Origin of the sequence: Mycobacterium sp. 1245499.0 (assembly GCF_001673615.1) — a bacterium.
GTDB lineage: Bacteria > Actinomycetota > Actinomycetes > Mycobacteriales > Mycobacteriaceae > Mycobacterium > Mycobacterium europaeum_A.
Window position 1 is genome coordinate 16510 of the sequence record NZ_LZMG01000177.1, and the last position, 14870, is coordinate 31379.

General features: G+C 67.1%; 12 protein-coding genes and 2 pseudogenes. 7 read left to right on the forward strand and 7 right to left on the reverse strand.

Annotation, left to right across the window (positions count from 1 at the left end; all coding sequences use genetic code 11):
• Window positions 1-19 precede the first annotated feature (19 nt).
• Window positions 20-2431, reverse strand: coding sequence for a DNA helicase PcrA (gene pcrA, locus A5646_RS09840; RefSeq protein WP_067021447.1), 2412 nt, complete (start codon window positions 2429-2431; stop codon window positions 20-22).
• A 391-nt stretch (window positions 2432-2822) separates the two neighbouring features.
• On the opposite strand from pcrA, the gene A5646_RS09845 reads away from it, so the two are divergent.
• Both A5646_RS09845 and pgi read left to right on the forward strand, forming a co-directional pair.
• Window positions 2823-3143 carry a chorismate mutase gene (locus tag A5646_RS09845; protein ID WP_082984691.1) on the forward strand — a complete coding sequence of 107 codons (321 nt, stop codon included), beginning with the start codon at window positions 2823-2825 and terminating at the stop codon, window positions 3141-3143.
• A 169-nt stretch (window positions 3144-3312) separates the two neighbouring features.
• A complete protein-coding gene (gene pgi / locus A5646_RS09850; RefSeq protein WP_067021449.1) occupies window positions 3313-4977 on the forward strand; it encodes a glucose-6-phosphate isomerase in 1665 nt (554 codons plus the stop codon).
• A gap of 1 nt (window position 4978) precedes the next feature.
• Here the strand turns inward: pgi and A5646_RS09855 are convergent, their stop codons facing one another.
• The 4 genes and pseudogenes from A5646_RS09855 to cobF form a co-directional block, all read right to left on the reverse strand.
• Window positions 4979-5728 (reverse strand): SDR family oxidoreductase, encoded by a 750-nt coding sequence (locus A5646_RS09855; protein WP_067021454.1) that lies wholly within the window; start codon window positions 5726-5728, stop codon window positions 4979-4981.
• Window positions 5729-5769: 41 nt separating this feature from the next.
• The gene (locus tag A5646_RS29830; protein WP_231998020.1) at window positions 5770-6228 is read right to left on the reverse strand and encodes a zinc finger domain-containing protein; all 459 of its coding nucleotides are present in this window, start codon (window positions 6226-6228) and stop codon (window positions 5770-5772) included.
• 162 nt (window positions 6229-6390) lie between these two features.
• Window positions 6391-6633, reverse strand: a pseudogene (locus A5646_RS29835) (DNA-formamidopyrimidine glycosylase family protein); the annotation flags it as partial.
• A gap of 4 nt (window positions 6634-6637) precedes the next feature.
• Complete coding sequence (cobF, locus tag A5646_RS09865; protein WP_067021458.1) at window positions 6638-7384, reverse strand: precorrin-6A synthase (deacetylating); 747 nt, start codon at window positions 7382-7384, stop codon at window positions 6638-6640.
• A 124-nt stretch (window positions 7385-7508) separates the two neighbouring features.
• Between cobF and A5646_RS09870 the strand changes: the two genes are divergently transcribed.
• From A5646_RS09870 to A5646_RS09885, 4 genes are all read left to right on the forward strand, one after another.
• On the forward strand, window positions 7509-8414 hold the full coding sequence (locus A5646_RS09870; protein ID WP_066866715.1) for a diiron oxygenase: 906 nt from the start codon (window positions 7509-7511) through the stop codon (window positions 8412-8414).
• 215 nt (window positions 8415-8629) lie between these two features.
• Window positions 8630-9622 (forward strand): DUF4873 domain-containing protein, encoded by a 993-nt coding sequence (locus tag A5646_RS09875; RefSeq protein ID WP_231998277.1) that lies wholly within the window; start codon window positions 8630-8632, stop codon window positions 9620-9622.
• A 378-nt stretch (window positions 9623-10000) separates the two neighbouring features.
• On the forward strand, window positions 10001-10744 hold the full coding sequence (locus A5646_RS09880) for an STAS domain-containing protein (protein WP_066866716.1): 744 nt from the start codon (window positions 10001-10003) through the stop codon (window positions 10742-10744).
• A 114-nt stretch (window positions 10745-10858) separates the two neighbouring features.
• A complete protein-coding gene (locus tag A5646_RS09885) occupies window positions 10859-11725 on the forward strand; it encodes an LLM class flavin-dependent oxidoreductase (RefSeq protein ID WP_066866718.1) in 867 nt (288 codons plus the stop codon).
• A 3-nt stretch (window positions 11726-11728) separates the two neighbouring features.
• Here the strand turns inward: A5646_RS09885 and A5646_RS09890 are convergent, their stop codons facing one another.
• On the reverse strand, window positions 11729-12535 hold the full coding sequence (locus A5646_RS09890) for an enoyl-CoA hydratase/isomerase family protein (RefSeq protein WP_066866720.1): 807 nt from the start codon (window positions 12533-12535) through the stop codon (window positions 11729-11731).
• Window positions 12536-12610: 75 nt separating this feature from the next.
• On the opposite strand from A5646_RS09890, the gene A5646_RS09895 reads away from it, so the two are divergent.
• Entirely contained in the window at window positions 12611-13528 is a 918-nt protein-coding gene (locus tag A5646_RS09895) for an SAM-dependent methyltransferase (protein ID WP_067021461.1), read from the forward strand.
• A gap of 13 nt (window positions 13529-13541) precedes the next feature.
• On the opposite strand, the pseudogene A5646_RS09900 reads toward A5646_RS09895, so the two are convergent.
• Window positions 13542-14804: pseudogene (locus tag A5646_RS09900) on the reverse strand (MBL fold metallo-hydrolase); the annotation flags it as partial.
• Between the last annotated feature and the right edge of the window lie 66 nt (window positions 14805-14870).

Here is a 14870-nt window from a genome sequence, read left to right on the forward strand (position 1 = left end):
CGGAAGCTCGTGATCGCGGCTAGAGCTTGCTGATCGGGGCGTGGTTGTGCATCAGCTTCACCCGTCCCGAGCTGCCGAAGTCGATCAGCGACATGGCCGATTCGCCGACGCCGGACACTTCCTCGACCCGGCCCAGTCCGTACTTGTCGTGCGTCACCCGGTCTCCGGGTTCGAGCACCAGCAGCGGTCGCTTGCTCATCCCCGAACGGGTCGGGGCCGCCCGCGGGGTGCCGAACCGGCCGGCGCCGCTCACCGGCGCGCTGAACGACGGGGTGGGTGCCGTGCGCCGCCATTCGATGAGCTCTTGCGGAATCTCTTGCAGGAAGCGCGATTCGGGATTGAGCATGGGCTGCCCCCAGGACGACCTGACGATCGCCCTGCTGACATAGAGGCGTTGGCGGGCCCGGGTGATCCCGACGTAGGCCAGCCGTCGCTCCTCGGAGAGCTCGACCGGATCGTCCAAGGACCGCATGTGGGGGAACATTCCGTCCTCCCAGCCGGTGACGAACACCACCGGAAATTCGAGGCCCTTGGCCGTGTGCAGCGTCATCAGGGTGACCATGCCGGCGCCGTCCTCGGGGATCTCGTCGCTGTCGGAGACCAGCGAGACCCGTTCCAGGAATTCCGCCAGCACGCCGGTGTCCGGCACGTCCTCGTCTTCAGGTGTCTGCAAGGACTCGCCCAGCGCCGCGGCGTTGGCGCGGTCGGTGCTGAATTCGTGTGCCACGCTGACGAGTTCATTGAGGTTGTCCAGGCGCGCCAGCTCCTGGGGATCGGTGGACGATTCCAGCTCCCGGCGATATCCGGTGCGTTCGAGCACCGACTCGACCAGGTCGCCGAGGTCGTCGTCCAGGCGGCCGCGCAGCTCGTCAAGCAGCTCGACGAAACCGGCGATCGCCTTCTCCGCGCGCGAATTCAGCATCGGCACTTTGCCTTCGGCCGCGGCCACCAGCGCGTCGGCGAAACTGGCGCCGGTGTTCTCGGCATACACCGCCACGCACGCCTCGGCGCGATCGCCGATGCCCCGGCGCGGGGTGTTGAGGATGCGCCGCATGCTGACCGCGTCGCCGGGGTTGTCCAGCACCCGCAGGTAGGCGACGATGTCGCGGATCTCCTTGCGCTCGTAAAAGCGCACTCCCCCAACGACTTTGTAGGGTATTCCGGCGCGGATGAACACCTCTTCGAACGACCGCGACGAGTTGTTGGTGCGGTAGAAGATGGCGACATCGTTGTAGGTGATCTCGCCCTTTTCGGCGAGCGCGTCGATCTCCTCGGCGACGAATCGGGCCTCGTCGTGCTCGTTGTCGGCGACATAGCCGACGATCAGCTCGCCGGCGCCTTCGGCGGTCCACAGCCGCTTGTCCCGGCGTCCGGAGTTGCGGGCGATCACCGAGTTCGCGGCGGACAGGATGTTTTGCGTCGAGCGGTAATTCTGTTCCAGCAGAATGGTTGTCGCGTCCGGGTAGTCGCGTTCGAAGTCTTCGATGTTGCGGATGGTGGCGCCGCGGAACGCATAGATCGACTGGTCGGCGTCCCCGACCACACACAGTTCCGCCGGTGGAACCTCGTCGGATACCTCGTCACTGCCGGGTTGATTCGGCGGTCCCAGCTTCACCTCGCCTCCGCCGGCCCCCGGGCCAGCTCCGGCGTGCCTCGCTGAACCGCCGCGACCCGCCAATTCGCGGACCAGCACGTACTGCGCGTGGTTGGTGTCCTGGTACTCGTCGACCAGGACGTGGCGGAACCGCCGCCGGTAGTGCTGGGCAATCTGCGGGAAGGCGCGCAGCACCGCCACGGTCTCGCCGATCAGGTCGTCGAAGTCCAGGGCGTTGGCCGCGCGCAACCGCCGCTGGTACTCGCCGTAAACGCTGGCCACGGTGCGGGACAACTCGTCGGAGTCGTCGGTCAGGTTGGCTACCGCCCCGGCGGGGTCGATCAGCTCGTTCTTGAGGTTCGAGATGGCGTTGGCCAGCAGTCGCGGCGAGTAGCGCTTGATGTCGAGCCCCATGTCGCGGCCGATCATCTGCAGCAGCCGCCGCGAGTCGTCGGCGTCGTAGATGGAGAAGTTGGAGTTCAGGCCCTCGATCAACGACGCCTGGTTGCGCAGGATGCGCACGCAGGTCGAGTGGAAGGTGGACACCCACATGGCGCGGGCCCGGTTGCCCACCAGCCGGACCACCCGTTCGCGCATCTCGGCGGCGGCCTTGTTGGTGAAGGTGATGGCCAGCACCTGCCCGACCCCGACCCCGCGTTCGGCGATCAGGTAGGCGATGCGGCGGGTCAACACCGCGGTCTTTCCCGAACCCGCGCCCGCGACGATCAGCAGGGGCGAACCCTCATGCACCACCGCTTGGCGCTGTTGCGGATTGAGACCCTCGAGCAGTTGGTCTGCTTCGGAGGCCGGCTTGGCATCTGTTACGTGCACACTCATGTCAGTCCAAACTTACCGCCGCCCACTGACGCATCAGCGCCCCGGGATCAGACCAGGCTAGTGGCCGGACCGGCCGGTGCGGCGTCACGGACGCTACCCGAAATCCGGCGTGTCGGAATGGCGTTTCCGAAGCTGGTTCCATCCGGCCGGCTAATTGCACCGGAGTCCAAAAAGCGCAGCTTAAACGCGATTTTTTGCGTGTTCACGGTTTTTAGTGGCACACTCGATTCGTGCTCAACGTGCAATGTCGGCGACGCTCCTCGGCGCAGGAGTGGCGCCGCCGATTTCCCTACGGGTACCAGTTCGCGGTGCCCGTGGTCTAACTGCTTCCGCAGAGCCCCGTGGTCCGCTTCGGCACTCGGGGCTCGTCTTTTGTGAGGCCCGATACTGCATGAGACCAGAACCCCCACATCACGACGAAGACGCGGAGTCAGCAGAGATGAACATCGAGACGGTGGCGACCGAAGTGCCCACCGACATAGACGAGTTGCGTCACGAGATCGACCGGCTCGACGCCGCGATTCTGGCCGCGGTGCAGCGGCGCACCGAGGTGTCTCAGGCGATCGGCGAGGCCCGGATGGCCTCGGGCGGCACGCGGCTGGTCCATAGCCGCGAGATGAAGGTGATCGAGCGCTACAGCGAACTCGGCCCCGAAGGCAAGGACCTGGCGATTCTGCTGCTGCGCCTGGGCAGGGGCCGGCTCGGTCACTGACCGGGTCGCATCGGCGCGGCGCTACACCTGGCTCCGTCACGTCACAACCCATAGGGTCGAAGCATGACCCGCGTCGGCGACGATGCAGAGCGAAGCGATGAAGAGGAGCGACGCCAATGACCCGCGTCGGCGACGATGCAGAGCGAAGCGATGAAGAGGAGCGACGCCAATGACATCCGTGCACACCCTCCCCGACATCACCGCCACCCCGGCGTGGGACGCCCTGCGCAGGCATCATGAACAGATCGGCCAGACCCATCTGCGTCAGTTCTTCGACGACGATCCCGATCGCGGCCGCGAGCTGACCGTCTCCGTCGGTGACCTCTACATCGATTACAGCAAGCACCGCATCACGCGAGAAACGCTGCGGCTCTTGGTCGATCTGGCGCGCACGGCCAATCTCGAAGAACGGCGCGACCAGATGTTCGCCGGGGTGCACATCAACACCTCCGAGGATCGCGCGGTCCTGCACACCGCGCTGCGGCTGCCCCGGGATGCCGAGCTGACCGTCGACGGCCAGAACGTGGTCGCGGAGGTGCACTCGGTGCTCGACGCCATGGGCGATTTCACCGACCGGTTGCGCAGCGGTGAATGGACGGGGGCTACCGGCAAACGGATCAGCACGGTCGTCAACATCGGCATCGGCGGATCGGACCTTGGCCCGGTGATGGTCTATCAGGCGCTGCGCCACTACGCGGATGCGGGGATCTCGGCGCGTTTCGTCTCCAATGTCGACCCTGCCGACCTGATCGCCACTCTGGCCGACTTGGACCCCGCCACAACGCTTTTCATCGTAGCGTCGAAAACGTTCTCGACGCTGGAAACCCTGACCAATGCCACGGCCGCACGCCGCTGGATCACTGACGCCCTCGGGGACGCGGCGGTGGCCCAGCACTTCGTCGCCGTCTCCACCAACAAACGCCTCGTCGACGACTTCGGCATCAACACCGACAACATGTTCGGGTTCTGGGATTGGGTCGGGGGCCGCTACTCGGTGGATTCGGCGATCGGCCTGTCGGTGATGGCCGTCATCGGCCGAGAAGCCTTCGGGGACTTCCTATCCGGGTTCCACATCGTCGACCGGCATTTCAAGACCGCGCCGCTGGAATCCAACGCGCCTGTGCTGCTTGGGCTTATCGGCCTGTGGTACTCCAGTTTCATGGGCGCGCAGTCGCGCGCCGTGCTGCCGTACTCCAATGACCTGGCGCGCTTCGCGGCATACCTGCAACAGCTGACCATGGAATCCAACGGCAAATCGACCCGCGCGGACGGCAGCCCGGTCACCACCGACACCGGTGAAATATTCTGGGGCGAACCGGGAACCAACGGGCAGCACGCGTTCTACCAGCTGTTGCATCAGGGCACCCGGCTGGTGCCCGCCGACTTCATCGGGTTCAGCCAACCCCTCGACGACCTGCCCACCGCCGAAGGCGACGGCAGCATGCACGACCTGTTGATGAGCAACTTCTTCGCCCAGACCCAGGTGCTGGCGTTCGGCAAGACCGCCGAGGAGATCGCCGCCGAGGGCACCCCCGCCGACATCGTGCCGCACAAGGTGATGCCCGGTAACCGGCCCTCGACCTCGATCCTGGCCAACCGGCTCACCCCGTCGGTGATGGGCCAGCTGATCGCGCTGTATGAGCACCAGGTCTTCACCGAGGGCGTGATCTGGGGGATCGACTCGTTCGACCAGTGGGGCGTGGAGCTGGGTAAAACTCAGGCCAAGGCCCTGCTTCCGGTGATCACCTCGGACGGCTCGCCGGCGCCGCAGTCGGACAGCTCCACCGACGCCCTGGTGCGCCGCTACCGCAGCGAGCGCGGGCGGACCAGCTGAATCAGGCGAACATCTTGGTCAGCGGCGGCGGCAGCACCCGCATCAGTTGCACCAGCGGCGCCCACGGCCACCGCGGCACCACGGCCCGGCCAGGCTCGCGCTCGATGGCACCGACCAGCGCCTTGACACCAGTCTCGTTGTCCACCATCAGCATCGTGCTCCCCGACTTGGCGGTCATCTCCGATTCGATGTAACCGGGCTCGATCACGGTGACCCTGATCGGACCTTTCGAATACTCGGCGCGCAGCGACTCACCCAATGACGTCAGCCCCGCCTTGCTGGCGCAGTAAGCGGCCTTGACGCCCGGGACGCCGGTGTTGCCGAGCACCGACGAAATGAGCACCAGGTGCCCCGATCCGTTCTTGTTGAACATCTCCAGTGCGGCCTCGATCTGCACCAGCGCTGAGACCAGGTTGGTCTCGATGGTGGCCTTGTTCGCCCACAGCTTGCCGGACCCCAGCTTTGCGCCCTTGCCGATGCCGGCGTTGACGACGATGCGGTCGATGCCCCCGAGTTCGTCGCTGAGTTCGGCGAACACCTTGGGGACGGCCTCGTGGTCGTTGACGTCGAGCGCGGCGACGGCGATGTTGATGCCCGGATGCTTTTGCGACAGCTCGGCTTTGAGCTCATCGAGCCGGTCGGTGCGCCGCGCGCACAGGGCGAGGTCGCGGCCCTTGGCGGCGAACGCACGCGCCATGCCGGCGCCCAGGCCGGAGCTGGCACCGGTGATGAGGATCTTCTGGCGAGTCATCGGGGCAGCATATCGACAGGTGTCAAGTCCCGGCCCGGCGACTACTTCAGCAAACGCGACATCCGCCGGTCGGCCAGGATCTTCCCGCCGGTCTGACACGTCGGGCAGTACTGAAAAGACTTGTCCGCGAACGAGACTTCGCGCACGGTGTCCCCGCACACCGGACAGGGCAGCCCGGTGCGGGCGTGCACCCGCAAGCCGGAGCGCTTCTCGCCCTTGAGCGTGGCCGCGCCCTGCCCGACGGATCGGGTCACCGCATCGGTGAGCACCGAAACCATCGCGTCGTGCAGGGTGGCGAGTTGCTGATCGGACAGCTTGCCGGCCGTGGCGAAGGGCGAGATCCGCGCGACGTGCAGGATCTCGTCGCTATACGCGTTGCCGATCCCGGCGATCACCTTCTGGTCGGTGATGACGGTCTTGATCCGGCCGGTGTTGCCGGCCAATAGATCGGCCAGCGCGTCGGCGTCCAGATCCAACGCGTCCGGGCCCAGCGCGGCGATGCCGGGGACCTGAGCCGGGTCGTCGACCAGCCACACCGCCAGCCGCTTTTGGGTGCCGGCCTCGGTGAGGTCGAAACCGGGCGCCTCGCCGGGCCTGCCCAGGTGCACCCGCAGCGCGATCGGGCCCTTGCCGGGACGCAGCGGCGCGGCGCCCAGCTTGTCCGACCAACGCAGCCAGCCGGCACGCGACAGATGCGCGATCAAGAAGAGGTTGTCGGTGCGCAGCCCGAGGTACTTGCCCCACCGCTCGGCCCCGGCGACGGTCTGGCCGTGCAGCGCGCTGATCGGCGGGTCGAAGGTCTTGAGCACGGACAGGGCGGCGATGTCGACCCGGCCGATCGGCAGGCCGACGGCGTGGCGCCGCAGGTGGTCGACCAGCGCTTCGATCTCGGGTAGTTCGGGCACGGTTTCAGTGTGCCGGTCGCAGCAAATAGGTGTCCATGATCCAGCCGTGCCGGGCGCGGGCTTCGGCTCGCAGCGAAACGATGCGCGGCCCCACCTCGCCCAACGTGCCCGCGATGAGCAGTTCATCGTCGGTGCCGAGGTAGGCGCCCCACCAGATCTGCGTGTCGGGCGGGCAGACCTGAAACGAGCAGTCGCCATCGAGCATCACCACGGCCGATGCCGAAGACGGCCCGTGGGTGCGCAGTTGCCTGCCCGTGGTGATCAGCACGGGTTCGCCTACCTCGTTGAGCGGGATGCGGTGGCGTGCCGTCAGCGCCTGCACGGCGGTGATCCCCGGGATGACGTCGAACGTGAAGTCGACGCGCGCGGCCACCGCGTCGAGGATGCGCAGGGTGCTGTCGTAGAGCGACGGATCGCCCCAGGCCAGAAACCCACCGACGCCGTGCGGACCGAGTTCGGCGGCGATCGCATCGGCCCAGATCTGCGCCCGGGCGGCGTGCCACTGAGCAACCGCGCCCCGGTAGTCGGCATCGTCTGCCCGCTTGGGGTCGGCCAGCTCGACGAACCGGTAGCCCGGCTCACGGATGAACCGGTCGCAGACCTCGCGTCGCAGCGCCACCAGGTCGCTCTTCTGTTCGCCCTTGTCCATCGCGAAGAAGACCTGTGTGGCGTTGAGCGCCTTGATCGCCTGCACGGTCACGTAATCGGGGTCGCCGGCCCCGATGCCGATGACATGAATGTGCCGGCCCACCGCGTCGCCTCCTGATGCTCGTTGCCCGTCAGATTGCCGAATCGCAACCTTCGACATCTAGCCGGGACCCCAAGTACCCAGTACCATGGGTACCGTCTGAAGCACCCAATGGAGGGAGCGGCGCATGACCTCAGCGGTGAAGCCCCCAGGGCCGAGTCGTGAAGACTTCTCGGACCGGTTGCTGAAGGGCTCGGTCAAGAAGTCCTACGAACCCGTCGTCGACATCGATTGGGACGCACCGCTGGATCCGGACAAGTTCTATCTGCCGCCCCGGCTGGTGTCGCTCTACGGCACCCCCATGTGGGACGAGATGTCCCGCGAACAACAAATCGAGCTGTCCCGCCAGGAATTGGTCAACACGCTCTCGGCCGGGATCTGGTTCGAGAACATGCTCAACCAGGCGCTGCTGCGCACCATCCTGCATGAAGACCCGACCAGCAGGTCGACGCACTACAAGCTGACCGAACTGGGCGACGAGACCCGCCACATGGTGATGTTCGGCAAGGCCATCGAACGCATCGGGGCAAAGCCGGTGCGCCCCAAGCTGTTTCACCGAATGATCATCAATGCGCTGCCGTTGGCGTTTCAGCGCGGCTCGATGCTCTGGGTGGCCGCCCTGATCGGTGAGGAGATCTTCGACTCGCTGCAGCGGCAGATGATGGACGACCCGGAACTGCAGCCAATCATCCAGCGCCTCATGCGGATTCACGTCACCGAAGAGGCACGCCACATCCAGTTCGCGCGCGACGGCGCCCGTAAGCGCGTCGTTGAGATGCCCCGGTTCAACCGTTGGTTCATGGCCAACATCAATGGGTTGGGCGGATACTTCTTCAACTACCTGTTCAGCAATCCGGTCCCGTACGCACGGGCGGGCCTAGACCCCAAGCGGGCCCGAAAGGTCGCGCGCACCAGCCCACATCGCCGCGACACCCAGGTGGCCGGCTTCGCTCCGCTGGCGGCGTTTCTGACCGAGGTGGGCCTGCTGGGGCCGATCGCGCGCCGCGGTTGGAAGCGCAGCAGGTTTCTGTGACGGCTGAGCATCCGCTGGTCGTCATCGGTCCGGACGCCAGCGTCCGCTCCGTTTTGCAGTCCGCCGGCGTGACCGACGTCGCGACGCTGGACGTCCCGGTCCCGCGTTGCGTGTTCGACGAGGGCACCGACACCTGGACGCTACACACCGACGGCGGCCGCGTCGTCCGGGCGCACGTCGTCGTCGACGCACACCGCCGGCCCGGCACCCCGTGGATACCGAAGTTTCCTGGAGACAAGACCTTTCGCGGTGCGACGTTTCACGCCGCGGCATGGGACCGCGGATTCGATCCGTCCGGCAAGCACATCGCGGCGATCGGCACCGACGCCGCGGCGGCCCATCACCTCGAGCGACTGACTCGGGCGGCAGCTTCTGTCACCGTGTTCGCCCACGCACCACGTCGGGTGGTGGCCGACATCCCGGCATGGTCCACCCGCGCCAAACGCTGGCTGCGCAGCCGCGCCCGGCCCGCCGCCGCGCGGCCGCTGCTGACGATCGCCGCGTCGGCGATCGAGGCGGTCACCGCAGCGGGCGTGCGCACCGCCGACGGCGTCGAGCACCGCGTCGACGCCATCGTCTATGGCACCGGCTTCTTCATCCCCGAGGACGCCGCCGACGACGGCTTGATCGGCGCGGGCGGCCTCACCCTGCGGCGGGCCTGGCACGACGGGATGGAGCCGTTCTGTGGGGTGGCGGTCCGCGGATTCCCGAACTACTTCGTCATCACCGGACCCGATCGGGACGCCCAGGCGCGCTACGTCGCCGAGTGCCTGAAAGTCATGGCGCGCACCGCCAGCGCCTGCATCGAGGTGCGGGCCAGCAGCCAGCGGGTGTTCAACGAGCGGGCCCAGTTGCGACCGGCCGAGCCGCCCCCGGTGGCATCCGCCTTCGAACTGTCGGCCACCGCGCCCGCCGGCGACAACACCTACAGCGGAGCCGCCACCCTGGAAATCGGTGGCGCCCGCCATCCGGTACAGGTCCGGCTGACCGGCCATCTGGACCCGCTCGACGGCCGCTATCACTGGCAGGGAACCGTCTTCGATTCGGCGGCCGGACCGTTGTCGGACGACCTCTTCAAGCAAGTGCGGACCGGCACACTGACCATCGGTCGGCGCAGCGCGCCGGCACGCATCGTCGAACAGACACCGTGGGGAACGCACTCGGTCGCCGGGGTGGGCGCTCCGCCCTACGCACTGAGCAACCGCTGAGTCCCGCTCGGGGCCGCCGCGGCCGCCGAAATCGGTGCCTTTGCGCTGGTTAATGCACGTTTGTTGAACGTACCCAAAAGTTTGGCGGCGCTCAGCGCGTGGTAACCCCGGGGAAGCGCGTGCTGGGCGACGGACTCCACAGCACGCTGGGGCGATGAAAGTCGAACGCCCCAGCGGGTGGGGAGGGGAACACATGATGCCTTCACTGCGGGCTTGCGGCACAGATTCGGGCGAATCCCGATCGCCTGTGGATTCTGCCTGCGTAGTCGCCGACGAGTTGCGAAGTAGACTTTTGCCCCTGAGAGCGGATACTCAAGCAGTCGGCCCGGCAGAATGCGAGGAGCGGTAAATGGAACCGGACGCCAGGACCGAGCTGGGATGAGCCCCGTGGCCGTTGCGATGCGAACGGATGACTCGGTCGCCGTTCTGACCGTCGACGGTGAGCTGGATGCCGCCAACGCCACCACTGTGCTCGAGCGAATTCTCAAGGCCACGTTGGACGACGCCGCCGCCGTGATCGTCAACGTCTCCGGCCTCAAGGCGCACACTGAATCAGCATGGTCGACCTTCATGGGCGCCTACTGGCAGGTTGGCAGCGCTCCCCACGTGCCGATCGTGTTGGTCTGCACCGACCGGGCGACCCGCGAGGCGATCAGCAATAGCGGGATCACCCACTTCATGCCGGTCTATCCGAGCGAAAAGGCGGCAATGAAGGCGCTCGGCCAGAACAGCCGCCGCCCGGTGCGGCGCGCCGATGTCCAGCTGCCCGCCGACCTGACCAGCCTGCGCGAGTCACGGCGCATGGTCCGCGAGTGGCTCACCACCTGGTCGCAATCGAAACTCATTCCGGTGGCCCTGGTGGTGGTCAACGTTTTCGTGGAGAACGTGCTCGAGCACACCGCGAGCGTTCCGGCGGTGCGCATCGAAGCGCAGGGCACCACCGCGACCATCGCGGTGTCCGACGCCAGCGACGCGCCCGCGGTGCGGCTGCCGTCGCCGCCGAAGGGCATCGACGTGTCCGGGCTGGCGATCGTCGAAGCGTTGTCGCGCGCGTGGGGCAGCACGCCCACCCCGTCCGGCAAGACGGTGTGGGCGGTCATCGGTCCCGAGAACCAGCTGTAATCCGAAACCGTCCCTCGACGGCGCCCCCGTTCCCGTCGCGCCCAGCTGCCGGTTGTGCTGAAACTAGAACACGTTCTAATGTCGAGGGACGACCCCTCCAGGAAGGCAGATGACGTGCGGTTTACCTATGCAGAGGCGATGACTGACTTTAGGTACTACATCCCGCTGGCCAAGGCAGCCGAGGCGGCTGGCTACGACGCCATGACGATCGCCGACAGCATCGCCTATCCCTTCGAATCCGACTCGAAGTACCCCTACACCCCGGACGGCAACCGCGAGTTCCTGGACGGCAAGGAGTTCATCGAAACCTTCGTGCTGACATCGGCATTGGGCGCGGTGACCACCAAGCTGCGGTTCAACTTCTTCGTCCTCAAGCTGCCCATCCGCCCACCGGCGTTGGTGGCCAAGCAGATTGGCTCGCTGGCCGCGATGACCGACAACCGAGTGGGTTTCGGCGTCGGCACCAGCCCATGGCCCGAGGACTACGAGCTGCTGGGTGTCCCGTTCGCCAGGCGCGGCAAGCGGATGGACGAATGCATCGAGATCATCCAGGGCCTCACCACCGGTGAGTATTTCGAGTTCCACGGCGAGTTCTACGACATCCCCAAGACCAAGATGACGCCCGCCCCGACCAAGCCCGTGCCGATCCTGATCGGCGGGCACGCCGACGCGGCCCTGCGGCGCGCCGCGCGCCTGGACGGCTGGATGCACGGCGGCGGTGACCCCGAGGAGCTCGATCACCTATTGGCCAAGCTCAAGAAGTTCCGCGAAGAGGCCGGCAAGACGGGGCCGTTCGAGATCCACGTCATCTCGGCCGACGCCTACACCGCGGACGGCATCAAGCGGCTCGAGGACAAGGGCGTCACCGACGTCATCGTCGGCTTCCGCATCCCCTACATCAAGGGCAAGGACACCGAGCCGCTGGACAGCAAGATCCGCAACCTGGAGATGTTCGCCGAGAACGTGATCGCGAAACTCTAGAATTCACAACGAATCCCATTTCGGGGCGCGCTTCTCTCGGTGCGCCAAGGCGGCCTCGACCGGGTTGTTGGTGAAGCCGCTGAGGATCTGGGTGCGGTTCTCGATCTCGATGGCATGGCGCAGGCTGGGCGCATCGAGCGCGGCGTTGAGCCCGATCTTGGTCTGCCACACGCCATAAGCGTTGTTCTCGGCGATCGAACGGGCCAGCTTGAGCGCGGCGGGCAGCAGCTCGTCGGGGGCGACGACCTCGTGCACCAGCTTGATGCGATAGGCCTCGGCCGCATCGATGATGCGGCCGGTGAGCATGAGTTCGCGGGCCACGCCGGCGCCGACGATCTTCGGTAACAGGTAGCTGGTGCCCATGTCCATCGACGAGAAGCCCGCCTTGATGAACACCGAACCGAACCGGGCCTGCTCGGAGGCGACCCGGACGTCGCAGACCAACGAGAACGCCAGGCCGCCACCGACGGCGACACCGTTCACCGCTCCGATCACCGGAATGTCCATCTCGTAGATCCGGGTGTACAGGTTGGCCAACCGAACCTGCGCGTCGTAGTTCACCTTGAACGCCGGGGTGGTCGGCTTGTTCTGCGTCCACGGCTGGCCGGTGCCGCTCAGGTCGGCGCCGGCGCAAAAGCCGCGCCCGGCACCGGTCAGGATCGCCACCCGGAACTCGCCCTCGTCGAGAACGTCGAGCGCCTTGTCCACGCCGTCGATCAACGACCCGTCGATGGCGTTGAGGCGCTCGGGCCGGTTCAGGGTGATGCAGGCGATGTTGTCTTCGAGAGCTTCCAGTGTCACTGCGGGCATAGGGGAACCGTAGGCGACGTGCCTGTTCACCGATGAGGCATACCGTGGTTTTGCCACCACACCGAAGGAGAAGCCATGGCACGAACCGAAGGCGACAGCTGGGACCTGGCCAGCAGCGTGGGCGCCACCGCCACCATGGTGGCCGCCGCCCGCGCGGCCGCCACCAAACGTCCTCAACCGGTCATCACCGATGAGTTCGCCGAGCCGCTGGTGCGTGCCGTCGGGCTGGACGTCTTCACCAAGCTGGCCAGCGGCGAACTCGATTCGGCCGACATCGAAGAGGGCGTCGCCTTCTCGCGAATGGTGGACACCTTCGCGGCTCGGGGCCGGTTCTACGACGACTACTTCGCCGCCGCCGGGCAGGCCGGGCTGCGTCAGGTGGTGATCGTGGCGTCCGGGCTGGATTCGCGGGCCTACCGGCTGCGGTGGCCGGCCGGGACGACGGTGTACGAGATCGATCAGCCGGAGGTGATCGCGTTCAAGACGGCGACGCTGGCCGAGATCGGCGCGGCCCCCACCGCCGAACTCCGCACCGTGGGCATCGATTTGCGCGAGGACTGGCCGGCGGCTTTGCAGGAGGCCGGCTTTGACCCGGATCAGCCGACGGCGTGGCTGGCCGAGGGAGTGCTGATCGGATTCCTTCCGCCCGAAGCCGAAGTGCGGTTGCTGAACGCCATCATTCCGTTGTCCAGCGAGGGCAGCCGGTTCGCCGCCGATTTCGGGACCGTCGCCCCGTCGACGCCGGAGGGCCAGGAGCAGGCGCAGCGCATGACCGAGGGGTGGCGGAGGCAGGGGCTCGAGCTGGACATCGCCGGCCTGGCCTACCCCGGCGAGCACACCGACGTCGCCGCACACCTGGCCGCAAACGGGTGGGATACCACCACGTTTCGGCTCACCGACCTGTTCGCCGCCGCGGGTCTGCCGGAACTGGGATCCGCCGGGCAGCAGGTGCCCGCCACCACGATCAGCTTCGTCAGGGCCGTGCGGCGCTAGCCGGCGCGGTGCATCACGCCGACCGCTTCGCCAGCCATTCGGCCTGCATCACCAGCAGGGCCATGACCTCCAAATGCGGTGTCTGCGCGTCGAGTTCGCGGTATCGCTGGTAGACGTTGACGACGACGCGCTCAGCGTCCAACCAGGTCGCGTACTCGCCGAGGTCGATGGTGTCGGCGGCCTCGGCCCACGACAGGCCCCGGCGGTATGCGGCCTCGGCCTGTTCGGCGACGTGCACGAGATAGTCACGCACCGCACGGATTCCATCCGGGTCTGTGACCGGGCCGTGGCCGGGCACCACCGTGGCAGCGTCCAGCGCGACCATCGCGTCGCACGCCGCGACCCAGTTGGCGATCGGGCCCGCCCACACGATGGGCGTGCAGCCGATGAACAACAGGTCGCCGCCGAACAGCACGCCGGCGTCGGGCACATGCACCACCGAGTCGGCGGCGGTGTGCGCGGGACCCAGGTTCAGCACGTCGATCCGGCGTCCACCCACCTCGATCGACAGGCTTCGTTCGAAGGTCTGGTCGGCGTTGCGCAGCGTGATGTTGCTGAAGTCGAAGTGCCCGAAGCGTTCCCGTGTGTACGGCGTTGCCACCGGCCCGAGGTTGGCGGTCTGCGCCATGGCCAGCATCTCGGGGGCCATGCCGTGCTCGATCTCCTCGGCGGTGCCGCGGGCGGCGATGATGCGCACCGACGCGTCGAGCAGCTGATTGCCGTGGGTGTGGTCGCCGTTGGAGTGGGTGATCACCGCGTCGGTGATCGGCGCCGGCCCGGTGATGGGCCGCATGGCGGCGAGCATCTCGCGGGTCAGCGCCAGGTCGAACAGGGTGTCCACCAACAGCGACGCACCGTCGCCGGCGATCAGCCCGGCGTTGCTCCACCCGTAACCGCCGTCGGGCAGCGTCCATGCCCACACCCGGTCGCCGACCTGATGCAGCCCGCGGGTGTAGGGCACCTTCGCCGGCGCGCGGTTGACCCGGGCCGGGGCAGGTGCGGCGTCGGGGTTGGGCCGGGGGGCCAGATGGTGCGGCGCGCCGCTGGCGCGGACAGTTTGCCGAGTCTCCCCCAAGCCCTGGACCCGAAGCGTGACGACGTCGCCGTCGTGCAGCCAGCCCGGAAACGCTTCCAGCGCAGCGGGATTGAGGTGCTCGACCAGCGTGCAGGTGGGCACCGTCCCGGAGCCGATGACGTCACCGGGATTCAGCGTGACGCCCCGCGAGGCGTAGGAGATGACCTCGCCGAAGGTCCAGTCCATCTGGGCCGTCGATCCGCGATTCCCTGTGTTTTTTGGACCACATGCGCAACTGCCAAGCCGCACTGGGAACTCTCAAAAACC

What these genes read in the sequence shown, in the direction of transcription:
- A5646_RS09870 (WP_066866715.1), top strand. Translation starts at nt 7,509, where the DNA reads ATGACCTCAGCGGTGAAGCCCCCAGGGCCGAGTCGTGAAGACTTCTCG.
- pgi (WP_067021449.1), top strand. Translation starts at nt 3,313, where the DNA reads ATGACATCCGTGCACACCCTCCCCGACATCACCGCCACCCCGGCGTGG.
- A5646_RS09855 (WP_067021454.1), bottom strand. Translation starts at nt 5,728, where the DNA reads ATGACTCGCCAGAAGATCCTCATCACCGGTGCCAGCTCCGGCCTGGGC.
- A5646_RS09880 (WP_066866716.1), top strand. Translation starts at nt 10,001, where the DNA reads ATGAGCCCCGTGGCCGTTGCGATGCGAACGGATGACTCGGTCGCCGTT.
- A5646_RS09845 (WP_082984691.1), top strand. Translation starts at nt 2,823, where the DNA reads ATGAGACCAGAACCCCCACATCACGACGAAGACGCGGAGTCAGCAGAG.
- A5646_RS09895 (WP_067021461.1), top strand. Translation starts at nt 12,611, where the DNA reads ATGGCACGAACCGAAGGCGACAGCTGGGACCTGGCCAGCAGCGTGGGC.
- A5646_RS09890 (WP_066866720.1), bottom strand. Translation starts at nt 12,535, where the DNA reads ATGCCCGCAGTGACACTGGAAGCTCTCGAAGACAACATCGCCTGCATC.
- pcrA (WP_067021447.1), bottom strand. Translation starts at nt 2,431, where the DNA reads ATGAGTGTGCACGTAACAGATGCCAAGCCGGCCTCCGAAGCAGACCAA.